The sequence below is a fragment of the Streptomyces sp. AC558_RSS880 genome, from assembly GCF_019049255.1.
GTDB lineage: Bacteria > Actinomycetota > Actinomycetes > Streptomycetales > Streptomycetaceae > Streptomyces.
Genome location: NZ_JAGMUJ010000007.1, coordinates 79,220 through 94,027, shown reverse-complemented (window position 1 = coordinate 94,027; position 14,808 = coordinate 79,220). Strand labels below are relative to the sequence as shown.

Genomic DNA, 14,808 nt, shown 5'->3' with positions numbered 1-14,808 from the left:
TCAGACAGCCGCCAGATGCCCCGTCTCGTTCCAGGACTCCACGGCCGGCTCGCCGTACGCCCAGCCCAGCACCGACAGGGAGGTCGGGTTCAGACGGATGCGGGCCGCGAAGTCGAGCGGCAGCCCCAGCCACCGCGCACCGATCGACCGGAGCATGTGCCCGTGGGCGAAGACCAGCACGTCACGGTCGGCGGAGCGGGCCCAGGCCACCACCTCGTCCGCGCGGGCCGTCATCTCGGCCAGGGACTCCCCCTCGGGGACCCCGTCGCGCCAGATCAGCCACCCGGGCCGCACCGCCTGTATCTCCGCCGGGGTCATGCCCTCGTACGCCCCGTAGTCCCACTCCATGAGCGTGTCCCAGGTCTCCGCGCGGTCGCCGAAACCGGCGAGCTCGCAGGTCTCCCGCGCGCGGGACAGCGGGCTGGTGCGCACCTCGACGCCGGGCAGCCCGTCGTACGGCGCCCGGTGCAGGCGCTCGCCGAGCAGCTTGGCGCCCCGGCGGCCCTCCTCCAGGAGCGGCACATCGGTCCTGCCGGTGTGCTTGCCGGACAACGACCACTCGGTCTGTCCGTGCCGGGCCAGCAGGATGCGCGGTGCCATGGGAGACCTTCCGGGTGAAAATTCGCAGGCGGAACCCTCCCATCATCGCGCACCCTGGTCGCGGGCAACCCGGAGGGCGATCTCAACGTCTCTCAGGGCCGAGGACGTACCACGGGGGACGCGCGCACACCGTAGAGTGGCTGGCCGCCGACGGAGCGCCGCGCGAGAACAAGGGGGAGCGATCGGATGCCGCACACCGAGACACCGGGTACCGAGGCTGCCCCGGCGACCCGGCTGCGCTGGTGGACGGAGCTGCCGCTCATCCTCCTGGTGTACGCCTGCTACTCGGCGGGACGGCTGGTCGTCCGGGGCGACGTCTCCGACGCCGTCGACCACGGCCTGGCGATCCTGCGCATCGAGAAGGCGCTGTACCTCAACGCCGAGCACCCGCTGAACCGTCTCTTCACCCGCGAGCCGTGGATAGGCATACCCGCCGACTTCTGGTACGCGTCGCTGCACTACCTGGTGACCCCGGCGATCCTCGTCTGGCTGTTCCGCTCCCGCGCGGCGCACTTCCGCGCCGCCCGCACCTGGCTGATGACCTCGACCTTCATCGGCCTGATCGGCTTCACCCTGCTGCCCACCTGTCCGCCCCGGCTGCTCGACGCGAGCCACGGCTTCGTGGACACGATGGCCCACTACAGCGCGTACGGCTGGTGGGCCGGCGAGGCCAGCGCCCCACGGGGCCTCGGCGGGTTCACCAACCAGTACGCGGCGATGCCGAGCCTGCACGTGGGCTGGGCGCTGTGGTGCGGGGTGATCCTCTGGCGGTACGGCCGTACGCGCCTGACGAGGACGGCCGCCGTCGTCTACCCGCTGGTGACCGTGATCGTGGTGATGGGCACCGCGAACCACTACTTCCTCGACGCGGCCGCGGGCGCCGCCGTCATGGGCGCCGGTCTGCTGCTGGCCCCCGTCGTGACGCGCTCGGCGGACCGGGCGAAGGCCCGCTTCCTGTCCCGCCCCGCGGCCGCCCCGGCGGACTCCTCCGGCGTGAATTCCCCCATTGTCAGTGCCGGATGCCAGACTTCCGCGGGTGAGCGATTTCCACGGCAGCGGCACCCCGAGTCGCGGTACGGACCAGGAACCGAATCGGGTGCCTCCCCCTCGGACGCGGGAGAAGGCGCTCCGGCACCGGCTCGCTGAGCTGCGTGGCCCGGAGGTGCAGGCCAAGGCGCTGGACGCGCGCGCCCTGGCCGCCCTCGCCGCCAACCCGGGCTGCAGACGGCGCGCGATCCTCGACGGCGCCGGGGTGAACAAGGCGGTGCTGGCGGACGCGTTGGGCTCGCCGTCGGTCTTCGGCCAGTCCCAGTTCGCGTTCGTGCGGGGCAACGCGTTCGAGGCGAAGGTCAAGGCGGACGGCGGTACGGAACTGCTGCGCCTGGCCCACGAGAAGCTGGACCGCGCGGCCGAACCGCCCGCCGACGCGCGCGTGCCCGACCTCACCGCCCAGGGCCCGCAGGGCCGCACGGCCCGTACGGAGTTGGCGCTGCGCGAGGCCACCGAGGCGCCCGGCACGTGGACGCTGCTCGACCATCCGATGCTCGCGCTCGACGTCGCGGGCTCTCCCGCCTTCCTGGAGCCGGACGCGGTGGTGGTGCACCCGGACGGCAGCTGGACGGTCGTGGAGATCAAGTCCTTCCCGATGCTGGACGGTGCCGCGGACCCGGCGAAGGTCGGCGCGGCGGCGCGCCAGTCGGCGGTGTACGTGCTGGCCCTGGAGCGGGTCGCCGCGCGGCTGGACCCGGCCCCGCGCGTGCGGCACCGGATCCTGCTGGTGTGCCCGAAGGACTTCTCCAACCTGCCCACCGCGTCCGCCGTGGACGTGCGCAAGCAGCGTGCGGTGACCGCCCGTCAGCTGGACCGGCTCACCCGGATCGAGGAGATCGCCGACACGCTCCCCGAGGGCACGTGCTTCTCGCCGGAGCTGCCCGCCGAGCGGCTGGCCGAGGCCGTGGAGTCGGTCCCGGCGACCTACGCGCCGGAGTGCCTGTCCGCGTGCGAGCTGGCCTTCCACTGCCGGGACCGCTCCCGCGCGCAGGGCGCGGTGACCCGCCTGGGCCGTCCGGTACGGGCGGAGCTGGGCGGTCTGACGACGGTCGAGGACGTACTGGCGGCGGCCCGCGGGGAGGCCGGTGACCCCGACGACCCGGCGGTGGCGGCACTGCGCAGGGCGGCGGCCCTGCGCGCGGAGGCACTGGAAGCGGCCGCCCTGGAGGTGGCTCCTTGTCCCTGATCGCCACCCTCGCCCGCCTCGAGGCCGTCAGCACCGGCCGTGCCCAGCCCGCCGCCACCGTCCGGCACCGGCACCTCTCCGCGCGGCCCCTGGTGTTCGTACCGCTCATCACCGCCGGCGAGGCGGGCGCCCCGCTCGGCGCGCTGGTGGGCACCGACCGGGACGCGCCGCGGCTGCTGGTGGTGCCGCAGCCGCGCGACCGCGATCTGCGGTTCGCGTTCCTGGCCGAGCTGGCCGACGTGGTGCTGCCGTACGTCGACGGTTTCGCGGACGCCGTGGAGGCCGCCGAGCGCTCCGAGACCGACCCGGAGACCGGCAAGCGGGTCAAGGTCGAGGTCGAGCTGTGCGCGGACGCGCCCCAGCTGATCGTGCCGTCCCGGGCCGGTATCGACCTCGTACGGCTGCTGGGGCGCTCCATGCGGTTCCGGCGCACGGCGGAGCAGGACCCGGAGGCCCCGTTCCCGGCGCCACCCCGGGTGCCGCTGCTCGGGCGGTGGCTGACGCACTTCGGGGAGCGGGCCCGGGTGCCCGGCTCCTCCCTGCTGCTGGCCATGACCGACGTACTGGCCCGGCACTGGGCGACCGGGCAGTCCTCCCTGGAGGACCAGCACCTGGGGGCGCTGCTCGCCTGGATCGATCCGCCCGCGGGACGCTCGGGGGCACAGGCCGCGCAGGAGGCCGAGCTCGCGCGGGACGCCGACGGCCAGTTGGTGTGCCCGCCCGCGGGCCCGGCGACCGACCCGGCGTTCGACAACAAGCTGCTCGCCCCGGCGATCGAGCGCTACGACCGCGCCCGTACCGCGCTCGCGGCGGCGGAGGACGGCCTGGAGGCCGACGACCGCCTCGGCGCCCTGACCGCCGCCGAGCGGGAGATCCGCGCGCTGGTGGAGAGCCGCACCCGGCCCACCTGGGACGCGGTGTGGCGGGGGCTCGACCTGCTGGCGGGGCTTCCGGAGGGGGCGCGCGTCGAGGAGCGGTGGACGCGCGACCGCTGGTCGTTCACCGGTCACCGGGACCGGGTCCTGTCCGGTGAGCCGCCGCAGCCGCGCCGCGACGACGCGGTGACCGCGGCCAACAAGCTCGCCGCGCGCGAGCGGGAACAGGCCCGCCTTGAGGCGCAGGAGGCGCTCGACGACCCGCTGGTGATGGCGGCCCGGCGGCTGTCCGGGGAGGCGTTCGCGGGCGAGGTGGTCGACGTGGTGATGGCGTACAGCGAGAGCAAGCGGCCGAGCCCGCGCCCGCTGGTCACTGTCCGCACGGACGACCGCCCGCACCTCGGCGAGCGGGCGCGGGCGTACCGCTCGCTGGGCGGGAAGCCGCAGACGGTGGAGTTCGTGGGCTACGAGGACGGTCCGGAGGGCGGTCTCCTCGTCCTGCGCGTCATGGACAAGATGGGCCGCGGCAAGGAGCCGGAGGAGGGGTCGGTCCCGGAGAAGGGCGACCGCCTGTGCTTCACGCTGTTCGAACACGAACCGCGCGGCGGCGCGAAGCTGCCCGACCCGGAGGAGACCCCGTGGACCCATGGCGGTCCACCCGGTGAGGAGGCCGTACCGGAGCCCGCCGACCCGGTGACCGAGGAGGACGTGCTGTGACCGCTCCTGCCCAGCAGGCCGTGTTCGACCCCGGCGCGGCGGCCTCCCGCGCCACCGACGCGATCCTCCGCGACACCCTGCGCGGCGCCGCGCGCGGTGTCGTCGTCGACTCCCCGCCCGGCGCCGGCAAGTCCACGCTGGTGGTGCGGGCGGCGCTGGAACTGGCGGAGGCGGGCCGCCCCTTGATGGTCGTGGCGCAGACCAACGCCCAGGTCGACGACCTGGTCCTCCGCCTCGCCGAGAAGAACCCGGAACTGCCGGTGGGCCGGCTGCACAGCAGTGACACCGACCCGTACGACAAGGCGCTCGACGTGCTGGACAACGTCCGTACGTCGGCGAAGGCGGCCGATCTCGCCGGCCTGCCCGTGGTGATCTCCACGGCGGCGAAGTGGGCGCACGTCAAGGGCGTCGAGCCGTGGGAGCACGCGATCGTCGACGAGGCGTACCAGATGCGCTCGGACGCGCTGCTCGCCGTGGCCAACCTGTTCGAGCGGGCCCTGTTCGTGGGTGATCCGGGCCAGTTGGACCCGTTCTCCATCGTGGGCGGCGAGCAGTGGGCGGGCCTGTCGTACGACCCGTCGGCCTCGGCCGTGACCACTCTGCTCGCCCACAACCCGGAACTGCCGCAGCACCGCCTGCCGGTGTCCTGGCGCCTCCCGGCGTCGGCGGCTCCCCTGGTCTCCGACGCCTTCTACCCGTACACCCCGTTCCGCAGCGGCACGGACCACGGCGACCGCCGCCTCTCCTTCGGTGTCCCGTCGGACGGTTCGGCCCCGGACCGGGTGATCGACGAGGCGGCGGAAACCGGCTGGGGCCTCCTGGAACTCCCCGCCCGGCACACCCCGCGCACGGACCCGGAGGCGATCCGCGCGGTGGCGCTCGTCGTACGCCGCCTCCTGGACCGGGGCGGCGCGGCGACCTCCGAACGCTCCCCGGAGCCCACCCCCCTCACCGCCGACCGCATCGCCGTCGGCACCGCCCACCGCGACCAGGCCGCCGCCGTACGGGCGGCGCTCGCGGAACTGGGCGTGGCGGACGTCACCGTCGACACGGCGAACCGGCTCCAGGGCCGCGAGTACGACGTCACGGTGGTCCTCCACCCCCTCTCCGGCCGTCCCGACGCCACCGCCTTCCACCTGGAGACGGGACGCCTGTGCGTCCTGGCCTCCCGCCACCGCCACGCCTGCATCGTGGTCTGCCGCGAGGGAGTGACCGACCTCCTGGACGACTACCCGTCCACGGAGCCGGTCCAGCTGGGCACGCTGGTCAAGTTCCCGGACGGCTGGGAGGCGAACCACGCGGTCCTGGCGCACCTCGCGGAACACCGGGTGGGATGGCGGCCCTCGCCGTTCGCTTCCGCTTGAACGGACGCGTCATCGTCCGCGGGTCACCGAGCGGCGGACGACCGGGCACAGTGCCCGGACCGTGCGCGGTCCGGGCACCGCTGCCCCGGCACTCACTGGGCGGAAGCCGCCATCTGCTCGCGCGCGGCGGCGATTTCCTTGCCGTGCTGCTCCTTGATGCCGGTCAGCCGGCTCCTGTCATCGGCGATCTGCTCGTTCTGGATCGCGGACTCCACCTCGAACCAGATCTTCACCAGGTCCGTCTGTTCCTTGCAGTCGATGTCGTCGACCGCCAGCGCGATGGACTCCTGCGACGGCTTCCCGTCGTTCGTGACACCCTGGTCCATCGCCTTGTACGGGTCGGCGAGTCCCGGGTGTCCCTTGCCGTCCATGCACGAGGACCACGCTGCGGTGGCCTTGACGACCTTGTCGTCCTTCATCGACCGCACCAGGCTGTCCCCGGCGAGCTCCGCCACGACGACCGGGTCGGCTTCCTGCACGCCGAGCTGCTCCTTGGACCAGCCGATGCAGCCGCCCGTCCTCAGCTTCTTCCCGTTGTACTCCGCCCGCGCCGGCTTCACGCCCTGGCCGGGGGCGGCGAACGGCCCTGCCGCCCCGGCCCCCTCCGTGGCCTCGACCGGTTCGGGCTTGGTGTGGCCGGTCAGGACCTCGACCTCGACACCGGACAGCTCACGCATGGTCTGCCTGGTGTGCTCCTGCAGCGCCGGGGGGAGCTCGTAGCCGTACTTCTCCGCCTCGGCCCGGTCGGTGATGCCGTAACGCCGTTCGATGTTGGCGTCGTTGTCGCTGGGGGGCGGGTTGGCGCCCGCTCGCGGCAGCTCCAGGTCGATGCCGTAGTCCTTCATACAGGACTGCTGAAGATCGCTGGCGGCCTGTTCCACGGCGACCTGGTCCTCGTAGGAGGTCATGTACGCCTCCAGCGGAAGGGACAGGTTCTTGGCCAGACCACGGGTGGGAACCTTCTCGGGCCAGTTCTCCTTGTTCACGATCGGTTTGCCGTCGGCCGCGTTCTCCGTGGTGTCCGCGGTCGTGCCGGGGGAGCAGGCACCGACCAGGAGGGCTGAAGCAGCCAGGGCTATCGCGGTGGCGGTCCGCTTGATGTGCTTCACGACGGTTCCTTCTTAAGCGAAGTGGGAGGACGCGTTGTTGTTCTTCAGCGCGGAGATCAGGTTGGTGATGTTGCAGTCCCCGTAGGGGCCGTTCTTCGCGAAGTACTGGGATGTGCCGCCGTAGCCGGAGTTGTAGTACACGCGGTAGTTGTCGTCCCGGGCGCAGTTCTGCACGGACGCCGCGTTGTTCTTCATGTACTGGCCGTTGCCGTTGCCGCCGTTGCCGAAGACGTACCGGTAGGTCGTCAGCGACGACCCCTGGTACTGGCTCGTGCCCCAGTGGTCGGACACGTTGCTGTAGAACCTCGCGAACGCCGACTTGTAGTAGCCGTCCTGGACGGCGATCTCCTTCGAGTTGTAGAACAGCCACAGATCACCGTACGAGCAGGTGATCCACGGGACATTGCAGTTGTCGGAGGTCGTGTACTCGGCCGCATGCGCCGGGGCGGCGGTCGCCATCACGGCTGCCACCGCCGCGAATGACGCGGCGAAGGCGGTTGCCCTTTTCGTCAAGCGAATGCTCTTCATCACATCTCAATCGATAGTTCGTCCGCGTGAGGAGATCTTCACGCCATACGGTTTCCCTGGTAGTCATGCACAGGACAACGGCGGGAATGCGACGTGTGACGGCCGGCCTCGATCAGAGGCGCTTTCCGGTTTCCCGACCACCCACCGGACGGCCCGCTTCATGAAATCCCGGGGCCATCCGCCGCTTCGGCCTCCGTCAGGCCATCGGCGCCATCGACAGCGGGCTCCGCCGTGCTTCGCGACGATGCCGACACACCGGCCGGCACACACTCGACGGAATCCCAACAGGCCCGCCTGCGCCTTGACTTCGACTCCACATCCCCGTCACACCCCGCCCACACGGTTGCCTCCAGTAACCAAACCCCCGACGGAGCGTCAGGTCAACGGGCAGCAAACGGACCATGACGTCACAAGATCCACTTAGCACGCGTGATGATCGTTACGTTTGTCGAGTGTTATGCGCGACTTGCTGACGGTTCACCCGGGGGTGTCATGTGCCGTTCCCCGAGGAAGTGGCGTAGCGGCCGACAGCGAGACCGGGCGGTCGCGGCGGCCGTGTCGGGGAGGGGGCGGCGTCCCAGGCCGCGGCACGGAACCCGTGCCTCCTGGACGGCCACCCGTCCACGGAGCCGGTCCAGCCGGGCACGGCCGTTCACGCACAGGCCAGTTGTCCGACAGCACCACTAAGGTGGCCGCCATGTCCGTGAACCTTCGCATCGAAATCGACGTCCGTGGACTCGTCTCCCGTGAGCAGGCAGAGGAAGCGCGGCAAGCCGTCCATGAGGTGATCCGCGACGAGCGCATCGACGACGAGGTCTCGCTGTCGCTGCTGGAGCGCGACGGGGAGTTCATGGTGCTGGGGCGTACCGGTGACTACCCGGTAGGCATCTCGGGTGTCCGGCACTGGGAGCCGAAGTTCAAGAAGTGGCTCGAGTTGGCCGTCCGGGAGGTGGCCCCCGAGGCCGACGTCCGGTTGTTCTGCGCCGACGTCGACCTGGAGCGAGCCATCGAAGCCGGCACGATCTGACCTCGCGCGGTGCCGGGCCGCGTCGGCCTCGGGCCCAGCCCCCGGCAGGGGGCAGCGCGGCGCATGCATACCGCCCGGACGGCTGGGAAGCCATTCACGCGGTCCCGCGGGCGGCAGCGCTCAGGCCCTCTTGCGGCGGCGCGGGACAATGGACGGTGGCCCGCCCTCCAGGGGGGCCGACCGCGACGTACGAAGGAGAAGTCATGGCGGAGCACACGCCGCGCCGGGACCAGCCGCGGCTACGCCCCGCGCCCCTGCTGTTCGAGCCCGCGGAGGCGGCCTCCGACCCCGAGCACTTCTTCGACCTGGAGTCGATCGACGATCCGCGCGCGCTGCTGGAGCGGGCGACCGAGCTGACGCTCGCGTTCCGTGCCGCGGCGGACCGGGCGACGGAGTTCCAGGCGCTGGCGGCGGCCCAGCTCGCCGATCCCCGCCGCTTCGACCGGCTGACGCCGGCGGACATCGCCGAGCGCGCCGAGTGGACCGAGGACTACGCGAAGAAGATGGTCGAGTTCGGCCGGGACCTGATGCGGGGCGGAGAGGGGCCGGTGCACGCCGACCCCGTATGAGTCGGGCATATGCCGGACGGGCAAGATACCCCCTCCCCCGTCTCCGCGTCCCCGTTTTCCGCAACCCTGTGGAACCAAGCCCTCACGCCGAGTAGACGTATCCGTCATGAGCAGTCCACGGAATGCCTCCGACGTCAGCGGCGTCACCCCCGACGGTGCCACCTGGCTCGCCTCGGCGGGGACGTATCCGCGCAGCACGCTCTCGCACTGGGACGAGCGGCCGGACGCCCCGGTCGTGCTGCCCTGCGGCGTGGTCTTCGACGTGGTGAGCGCGCCGACGATCTTCGGGCGCCGGATGCTGGACCGGATGTGGGAGGAGGGTCCGGGCTCGGGTCCGGTGGCGGAGTTCCGGGGCCGGATGCTGCTGTTCGCCGCGCCCGGCACGGCACAGCGGCTCCCGGCCCTGATGGAGTGGGAGGAGTGGGGCGCACACGGCGCACACGGCACGCACGGCGCACACGACACGCACGACACACCCGGCACGTGCGGCGCGCGGACCGACGGCGTCCCGCCCCTGCTGTGCCACGGCACCGGCGACGCGGTGACCGTCCCCGCCCTCACCGGCGCGACCGCGCCCGCCCCCCGCTCGGACTCCCGCTGGCTCGTCGCCCCCGACACCCGCCACCCCTGGCTGCCGGGTCCGGAGGTCCTGCTGTGGGCGGCCGTGCGGGCGGCCCGCGCGGCCGTGCGGATATCGATTTTTCCTCCCGCCGGACGTGATGCTAATGTCTACGACGTCAGCAGGCGCCGCTAGCTCAGTTGGTTAGAGCAGCTGACTCTTAATCAGCGGGTCCGGGGTTCGAGTCCCTGGCGGCGCACGACACGGAGAAGGCCCCTCGCGCAAGCGGGGGGCCTTCTCCGTATCCGCCCGGCGTCTACCCGGCGCTGATCCGCACCGTCCACGCCCCCGACGCCGTACGCCCCTCCACCGCCACCCGTACGGACTCCCCGGGCACCGTGAAGCTCTCGCCGAGGGCGACCGGGGCGTCGGCGAGCGGCGGGTAGACCGAGTCCTCCCGGCACGCCTCGGTGTGCGGGTGGGCGTCGACGACCTCGATGGGGCCGCGCCCCGACCGGGTGCCGCTGCTCACCCGGTACACCAGCACCCCCTGCCGGCAGACCGCGTGATCGTTGCCGGCCGGCCCGCGGGCCTCGAAGGCGAGCACGCTGTCGGGCCCGGTGCGCACGACCGCGAGCTTGGTGCCCCGCCCCAGCCCGAAGGACGGCGCCCCGGCGGCGCCCGTCACCGGCGTCCCCGGCCCCGCCCCGAGCGGCTCCAGCGTCAGCCGTACCGGCCCCGCGTCCTGCACGCACCGCACCTGCCGGGACTCCAGCCAGCCCAGCTTCCACTTGTGCCAGCCGAAGAGGTCCGGTGCGAGGGCGAACTGGCTGCCCATCAGGTCCCAGTCGCCGACGTGGGTGTCCCAGTCGCCCTTGCCGTCCACGGGCCGGTGGTAGAGGTCGGGCAGGTCGAAGACGTGCCCGGTCTCGTGGGCGAGGACGAGCCGGTCCGGGGGGTGGTTCTCGAACACGGTGACGATCCGCCGGATGTCGGCGCCGTCGACGCGCAGCGGACGGTCCAGGTTGACGACCTTGGTGGCGTCGGAGTCCACGCCCGGCGCGTCCGGGTCGGCGACGAAGTACACGATGTCGTAGCGCGAGAAGTCGACGTGCCGGTTGGCCACCGAGAACGCGTCGCGCAGGTAGGCGGCCCGGTGGGTGACGGTCCAGTCGCGTCGTATGGCGTACGCCGTGGAGGGGCGCGGCATGCGGAGCCACTGCCGCAGGGCGTGCGGGCGGAGGGTGAACCTGCCGTAGGAGGCCTGCTCGAAGTAGCGGCTGGTGGCGGGGAAGTGGTCGGCGGAGAGTTCGGCGGGCGTGGTCAGGGGGTGGGAGTCGGGGAAGGACAGGAACACCATCACCGCGTCCAGGTTGCGGGTGGGGCGGGGGTAGGCCGCGTTCCAGGTGTCCAGGCCCTCGGAGTGGTGGGCGGCGGTGCGGGCGAGGACGCAGGGCGCCACGGAGAAGGGCTCGGCGACGGAGGGGACGTTCACCATCGAGGTCGCCGCGAGCGCCGACATCGTGGTGCACATCGCGGCGGTGCTGCGCAGCCGGGGCCGTACGCCCGAGGCACCCGATCGGCTCAGTCGTTCCCGGAGAGTCTCACGGCCGAGGCCTCTCGGGGTGAGCTGACGCGGCACGGGGACCTCCGGGAGACGGTTCACGGGACACCGCACCCAGATTGTGGGGACTTGTCGTACTGCGTCATGTCCGGCTGCACCGGACGAGTGAGAAACGCGGGTATCCGGGCGGGACCGACGCCCCGGGCACTCACGGAACGTCACAACTGGTCGGAGGCCCGCAGAACCCGTCCCTCCATGAGCAGAAACGATCGGCCAGAGATGCGGATCCGTCCTGGAAACCGGACAGTGACTGGAAGGCCCCGACGTGGGCCTCTATGATCGGCACACTTTCCTGAGACTTTCTGCACGGACAGCGATCGAGTGCACTGCGGGAGCGAGCGGTGAGCGGAACGTCCGAAGGGCCGGCGCCCGCGACGGAAATCGACCGGCCGAACGTCACAGAGAGTGAGATCACTACGTCTCCGCGTGCGGAATCCCCGCCCCCGTCGTCCCCCTCCTCCCCGCCGTCCCCGTCGTACCGCTCCGTCTTCACGGCCGCGCCGCTCGCCATGGCCGTGGTCGACCGCGGGGGCACGGTGACCGGCGCCAACACGGCCCTCGCCACCCTGCTGGGCCGCGACCCGGAGACCCTGGCCGGTGCCGTCGCCGCCGACCTGGTGGACCTGGCCTCCGACGCCCGCGTCTGGCACGCCTACCGGGAGCTGCTGCGCGGACGGCGGGCCGGGCTGCACTGCACGCGCCGGCTGAAGCACCCGGAGGGGCACACGCTGTGGGTGCGGGTGACGGTCACCCCGCTGCCCGCCGACGACGAGGGGGTGCTGCTGTCGGTCGCCGACATCGGCGACCACCGCGAACTCCAGGCCCAGCTACGGCACCTGCGGATGCACGACCCGGTGACCCGGCTGCCCAACCGCACCCTGTTCCTCGAACGGCTGACGGCCGCGCTGGAGGCGGAGTCGTACGAGGAGAGCGGCACCGGCCGGATCGGGCTGTGCTACCTCGACCTGGACGGGTTCAAGGCCGTCAACGACACCCTGGGCCACCGCGTCGGCGACCAACTGCTGGCCGCCGTCGCCGAGCGGCTGACGCGCTGCGCGGAGGAGGCGGGCCGGGCCAGGACCGGCACCCCGCTGGTCGCCCGGCTCGGCGGGGACGAGTTCGCGCTGCTGGTCGAGGACTCCACCGGCACCGAGCAGCTCGCCGACCTCGCCGAGTCGCTGCTCGACGCGGTCCAGGCCCCCTTCGACCTCTCCGGACGCCGGCTGTCGGTCTCCGCGTCGATCGGGGTGGTCGAGCGGCACGCCGCCGGGACCACGCCCACCGCGCTGATGCAGGCCGCCGACACCACGCTGTACTGGGCGAAGGCCGACGGCAAGGCCCGCTGGACGCTGTTCGACCCGGAGCGCAACGCCTCCCGCGTGACCCGGCAGGCCCTCGCCTCCACGCTCCGCCCGGCCATCGACCGGGGCGAGTTCGCGCTGGAGTACCAGCCGCTGGTGGGCATGGAGGACGACCGGGTGCACGGGGTGGAGGCGCTGGTCCGCTGGCACCACCCCCGGTTCGGCACGCTGACGCCGAATCGGTTCATCTCACTGGCGGAGGAGGACGGCTCGATCGTGCCGCTCGGCCGCTGGGTGCTGCGCACCGCCTGCCGGCAGGCCCGCGACTGGCAGGTGGAGCACCCGGACGAACCGCCGATCTTCGTCAGCGTGAACGTGGCGGTCCGTCAGGTCTGGGACTCCGACCTGGTGGCGGACGTCGCCGACACCTTGGAGGAGACGGGCCTCGCGCCGCATCTGCTCCAGCTGGAGCTGACCGAGTCGGCGGTGATGGGCTCCTCCGGCCGGCCGATCGAGGCCCTGAAGGCGCTCAGCGACATGGGCGTGCGCATCGCCATCGACGACTTCGGCACCGGCTACTCGAACCTGGCCTACCTCAGCCGGCTGCCGGTGTCGGTGCTGAAGCTGGACGGCTCCTTCGTCCGGGGCTTCCAGTACGAGGAACGCGCCGCCGCCCCGCCGAACCCGGCGGACGAGGTCATCGTCGAGGCGATGGTGCAGCTCGCCCACCGGCTCGGCCTGACGGTCACCGCGGAGTGCGTGGAGACCTCGGCGCAGGCCACCCGGCTGCGCCGGATCGGGTGCGACACCGGTCAGGGGTGGCTCTACTCCCGTCCGGTGTCGCCGGACCGCATCTCCGAACTGCTGGGCACGCCCGGGGTTCAGGCGGGCGTGGGCAATCCGTAGACGTCGGCGATCAGTTCGTAGGAGCGCAGGCGTACGTCGCCACCGTGGGCGTTGGCGGTGAGCATCAGCTCGTCGGCGCCGGTGCGCTTCTGCAGGTCGTCCAGGCCGGCACGGACCTCGTCGGGGGTGCCGTGGACGACGTTGGCGTTCCAGGAGTCGACGAACTCCCGCTCCATGGGGCTGAAGTCGTACGCCTCCGCCTCCTGAGGGGTCGGGACCAGGCCGGGGCGGCCGGTGCGCAGCCGGACCATGTTGAGCGCGGCGGCCAGCACCTGACGGCGGGCCTCCTTCTCGTCGTCCGTCGCGAGCGCGGAGACGCCGATGAGGGCGTAGGGCGCGTCGAGGACCTCGCTCGGGCGGAAGGTCTCGCGGTACAGGTCCAGCGCGGGGACGGTGTTCTGCGCCGAGAAGTGGTGGGCGAAGGCGAACGGCAGGCCGAGCATGCCGGCCAGCCGGGCGCTGAAGCCGGAGGAGCCGAGCAGCCAGATCGGCGGCCGGTGCGGGGACTGCACACCGCCGGGTGACGTCGCCTGCACCGGGCCGGGAACGGCGTGGATGCGGCGGTAGGGGTGCCCGTCGGGGAAGTCGTCGTCCAGGAAGCGGGTGAGCTCGGCGAGCTGCTGGGGGAAGTCGTCGGCACCCTCGTTCAGCCGGTCGCTGCGGCGCAGGGCGGCCGCCGTGGCCCCGTCGGTGCCGGGGGCGCGCCCGAGCCCGAGGTCGATCCGTCCCGGCGCCATGGCCTCCAGGGTGCCGAACTGCTCGGCGATGACCAGCGGCGCGTGGTTGGGCAGCATCACCCCGCCGGAGCCGAGGCGGATGCGCCCGGTGTGGGCGGCGAGGTGGGCCAGGATCACGGCGGGCGAGGAGGAGGCCACACCGGGCATGGAGTGGTGCTCGGCGACCCAGTAGCGGTGGAAACCGCGGGACTCGGCGAGACGGGCGATGTCCACGCTGGTCCGCAGGGCGTCGCTCGCGGTCCGGCCCGCGCCGACGGTCACCAGGTCCAGCACGGAGAGCGGGACGGGTGCGGTGCCGTGGGCGGTGCCCCGGATCTCCTCTGCGGCGTCTGCGGCCATGGTGGGGTGCCTCCTGTGGGGTGTGACGGTCGCTGCGCGACGTAACAGGGGACGGTCCCCGGTTATTCCCTCCCCCTTCTCCGGCACTCCGCGATGTGCGTGCCCGGCGATCATGCGATACGATCATCTTGCTCGCTGAGGGGGTCGCCCCCCGACAGTGATCACGCGTTGGTGGTCCAAGGAAAGACGCCCCGCTTCCTGCGGGGAGATGCAGGTGCAAGGCCTGCCCGGCGCTCGACGAGAACCCCGGCCCCGCTCCAGCGGGACCGGGGTTCTTCCGTGTGCGCCGCACGGCGCCGTCTCCGCGGATCCCGCGG

13 protein-coding genes and 1 tRNA gene are annotated in these 14,808 nt (G+C 72.4%); 9 read left to right on the top strand and 5 right to left on the bottom strand.

Features of this window, described 5'->3' with window-relative positions; translation table 11 throughout:
• Window positions 1-600, bottom strand: a complete 600-nt coding sequence (locus KUM38_RS02720; protein WP_217127632.1) for a histidine phosphatase family protein — start codon at window positions 598-600, stop codon at window positions 1-3.
• A gap of 186 nt (window positions 601-786) precedes the next feature.
• Here KUM38_RS02720 and KUM38_RS02715 point away from each other — a divergent pair, with 186 nt between their 5' ends.
• Genes KUM38_RS02715 through KUM38_RS02700 form a run of 4 tightly spaced genes read left to right on the top strand, consistent with a single transcriptional unit; the run spans window position 787 to window position 5,792 of the window.
• Window positions 787-1,746, top strand: a complete 960-nt coding sequence (locus KUM38_RS02715) for a phosphatase PAP2 family protein (protein ID WP_217127631.1) — start codon at window positions 787-789, stop codon at window positions 1,744-1,746.
• The gene (locus KUM38_RS02710) at window positions 1,697-2,836 is read left to right on the top strand and encodes a hypothetical protein (protein WP_217127630.1); all 1,140 of its coding nucleotides are present in this window, start codon (window positions 1,697-1,699) and stop codon (window positions 2,834-2,836) included. Before KUM38_RS02715 ends, KUM38_RS02710 begins: the two co-directional genes overlap by 50 nt.
• On the top strand, window positions 2,827-4,428 hold the full coding sequence (locus KUM38_RS02705) for a hypothetical protein (protein WP_217127629.1): 1,602 nt from the start codon (window positions 2,827-2,829) through the stop codon (window positions 4,426-4,428). The genes KUM38_RS02710 and KUM38_RS02705 overlap by 10 nt, the downstream gene beginning before the upstream one ends.
• On the top strand, window positions 4,425-5,792 hold the full coding sequence (locus KUM38_RS02700; RefSeq protein ID WP_217127628.1) for an AAA domain-containing protein: 1,368 nt from the start codon (window positions 4,425-4,427) through the stop codon (window positions 5,790-5,792). The genes KUM38_RS02705 and KUM38_RS02700 overlap by 4 nt, the downstream gene beginning before the upstream one ends.
• 92 nt (window positions 5,793-5,884) lie before the next feature.
• Here KUM38_RS02700 and KUM38_RS02695 read toward each other — a convergent pair whose 3' ends face one another.
• Entirely contained in the window at window positions 5,885-6,901 is a 1,017-nt protein-coding gene (locus KUM38_RS02695) for a hypothetical protein (protein WP_217127627.1), read from the bottom strand.
• A 12-nt stretch (window positions 6,902-6,913) separates the two neighbouring features.
• Window positions 6,914-7,414, bottom strand: coding sequence for a hypothetical protein (locus tag KUM38_RS02690; protein WP_254396565.1), 501 nt, complete (start codon window positions 7,412-7,414; stop codon window positions 6,914-6,916).
• Between the two features lie 712 nt (window positions 7,415-8,126).
• Here KUM38_RS02690 and KUM38_RS02685 point away from each other — a divergent pair.
• The 4 genes from KUM38_RS02685 to KUM38_RS02670 all read left to right on the top strand — a co-directional run bounded on the left by KUM38_RS02685 (window position 8,127) and on the right by KUM38_RS02670 (window position 9,843).
• A complete protein-coding gene (locus tag KUM38_RS02685) occupies window positions 8,127-8,456 on the top strand; it encodes a hypothetical protein (protein WP_217127625.1) in 330 nt (109 codons plus the stop codon).
• Window positions 8,457-8,659: 203 nt separating this feature from the next.
• Window positions 8,660-9,025 (top strand): hypothetical protein, encoded by a 366-nt coding sequence (locus KUM38_RS02680; RefSeq protein WP_217127624.1) that lies wholly within the window; start codon window positions 8,660-8,662, stop codon window positions 9,023-9,025.
• A gap of 106 nt (window positions 9,026-9,131) precedes the next feature.
• The gene (locus tag KUM38_RS02675) at window positions 9,132-9,779 is read left to right on the top strand and encodes a bifunctional DNA primase/polymerase (protein WP_217127623.1); all 648 of its coding nucleotides are present in this window, start codon (window positions 9,132-9,134) and stop codon (window positions 9,777-9,779) included.
• A tRNA-Lys gene (locus tag KUM38_RS02670) sits at window positions 9,770-9,843 on the top strand. The genes KUM38_RS02675 and KUM38_RS02670 overlap by 10 nt, the downstream gene beginning before the upstream one ends.
• Window positions 9,844-9,900: 57 nt before the next feature.
• Here KUM38_RS02670 and KUM38_RS02665 read toward each other — a convergent pair.
• The gene (locus KUM38_RS02665; RefSeq protein WP_254396564.1) at window positions 9,901-11,118 is read right to left on the bottom strand and encodes a M6 family metalloprotease domain-containing protein; all 1,218 of its coding nucleotides are present in this window, start codon (window positions 11,116-11,118) and stop codon (window positions 9,901-9,903) included.
• A gap of 431 nt (window positions 11,119-11,549) precedes the next feature.
• Here KUM38_RS02665 and KUM38_RS02660 point away from each other — a divergent pair, with 431 nt between their 5' ends.
• Window positions 11,550-13,415 (top strand): bifunctional diguanylate cyclase/phosphodiesterase, encoded by a 1,866-nt coding sequence (locus KUM38_RS02660; protein WP_217127621.1) that lies wholly within the window; start codon window positions 11,550-11,552, stop codon window positions 13,413-13,415.
• Here KUM38_RS02660 and KUM38_RS02655 read toward each other — a convergent pair.
• Complete coding sequence (locus tag KUM38_RS02655) at window positions 13,391-14,491, bottom strand: LLM class flavin-dependent oxidoreductase (RefSeq protein ID WP_217127620.1); 1,101 nt, start codon at window positions 14,489-14,491, stop codon at window positions 13,391-13,393. The two genes, KUM38_RS02660 and KUM38_RS02655, sit on opposite strands and share 25 nt — an antisense overlap.
• Between the last annotated feature and the right edge of the window lie 317 nt (window positions 14,492-14,808).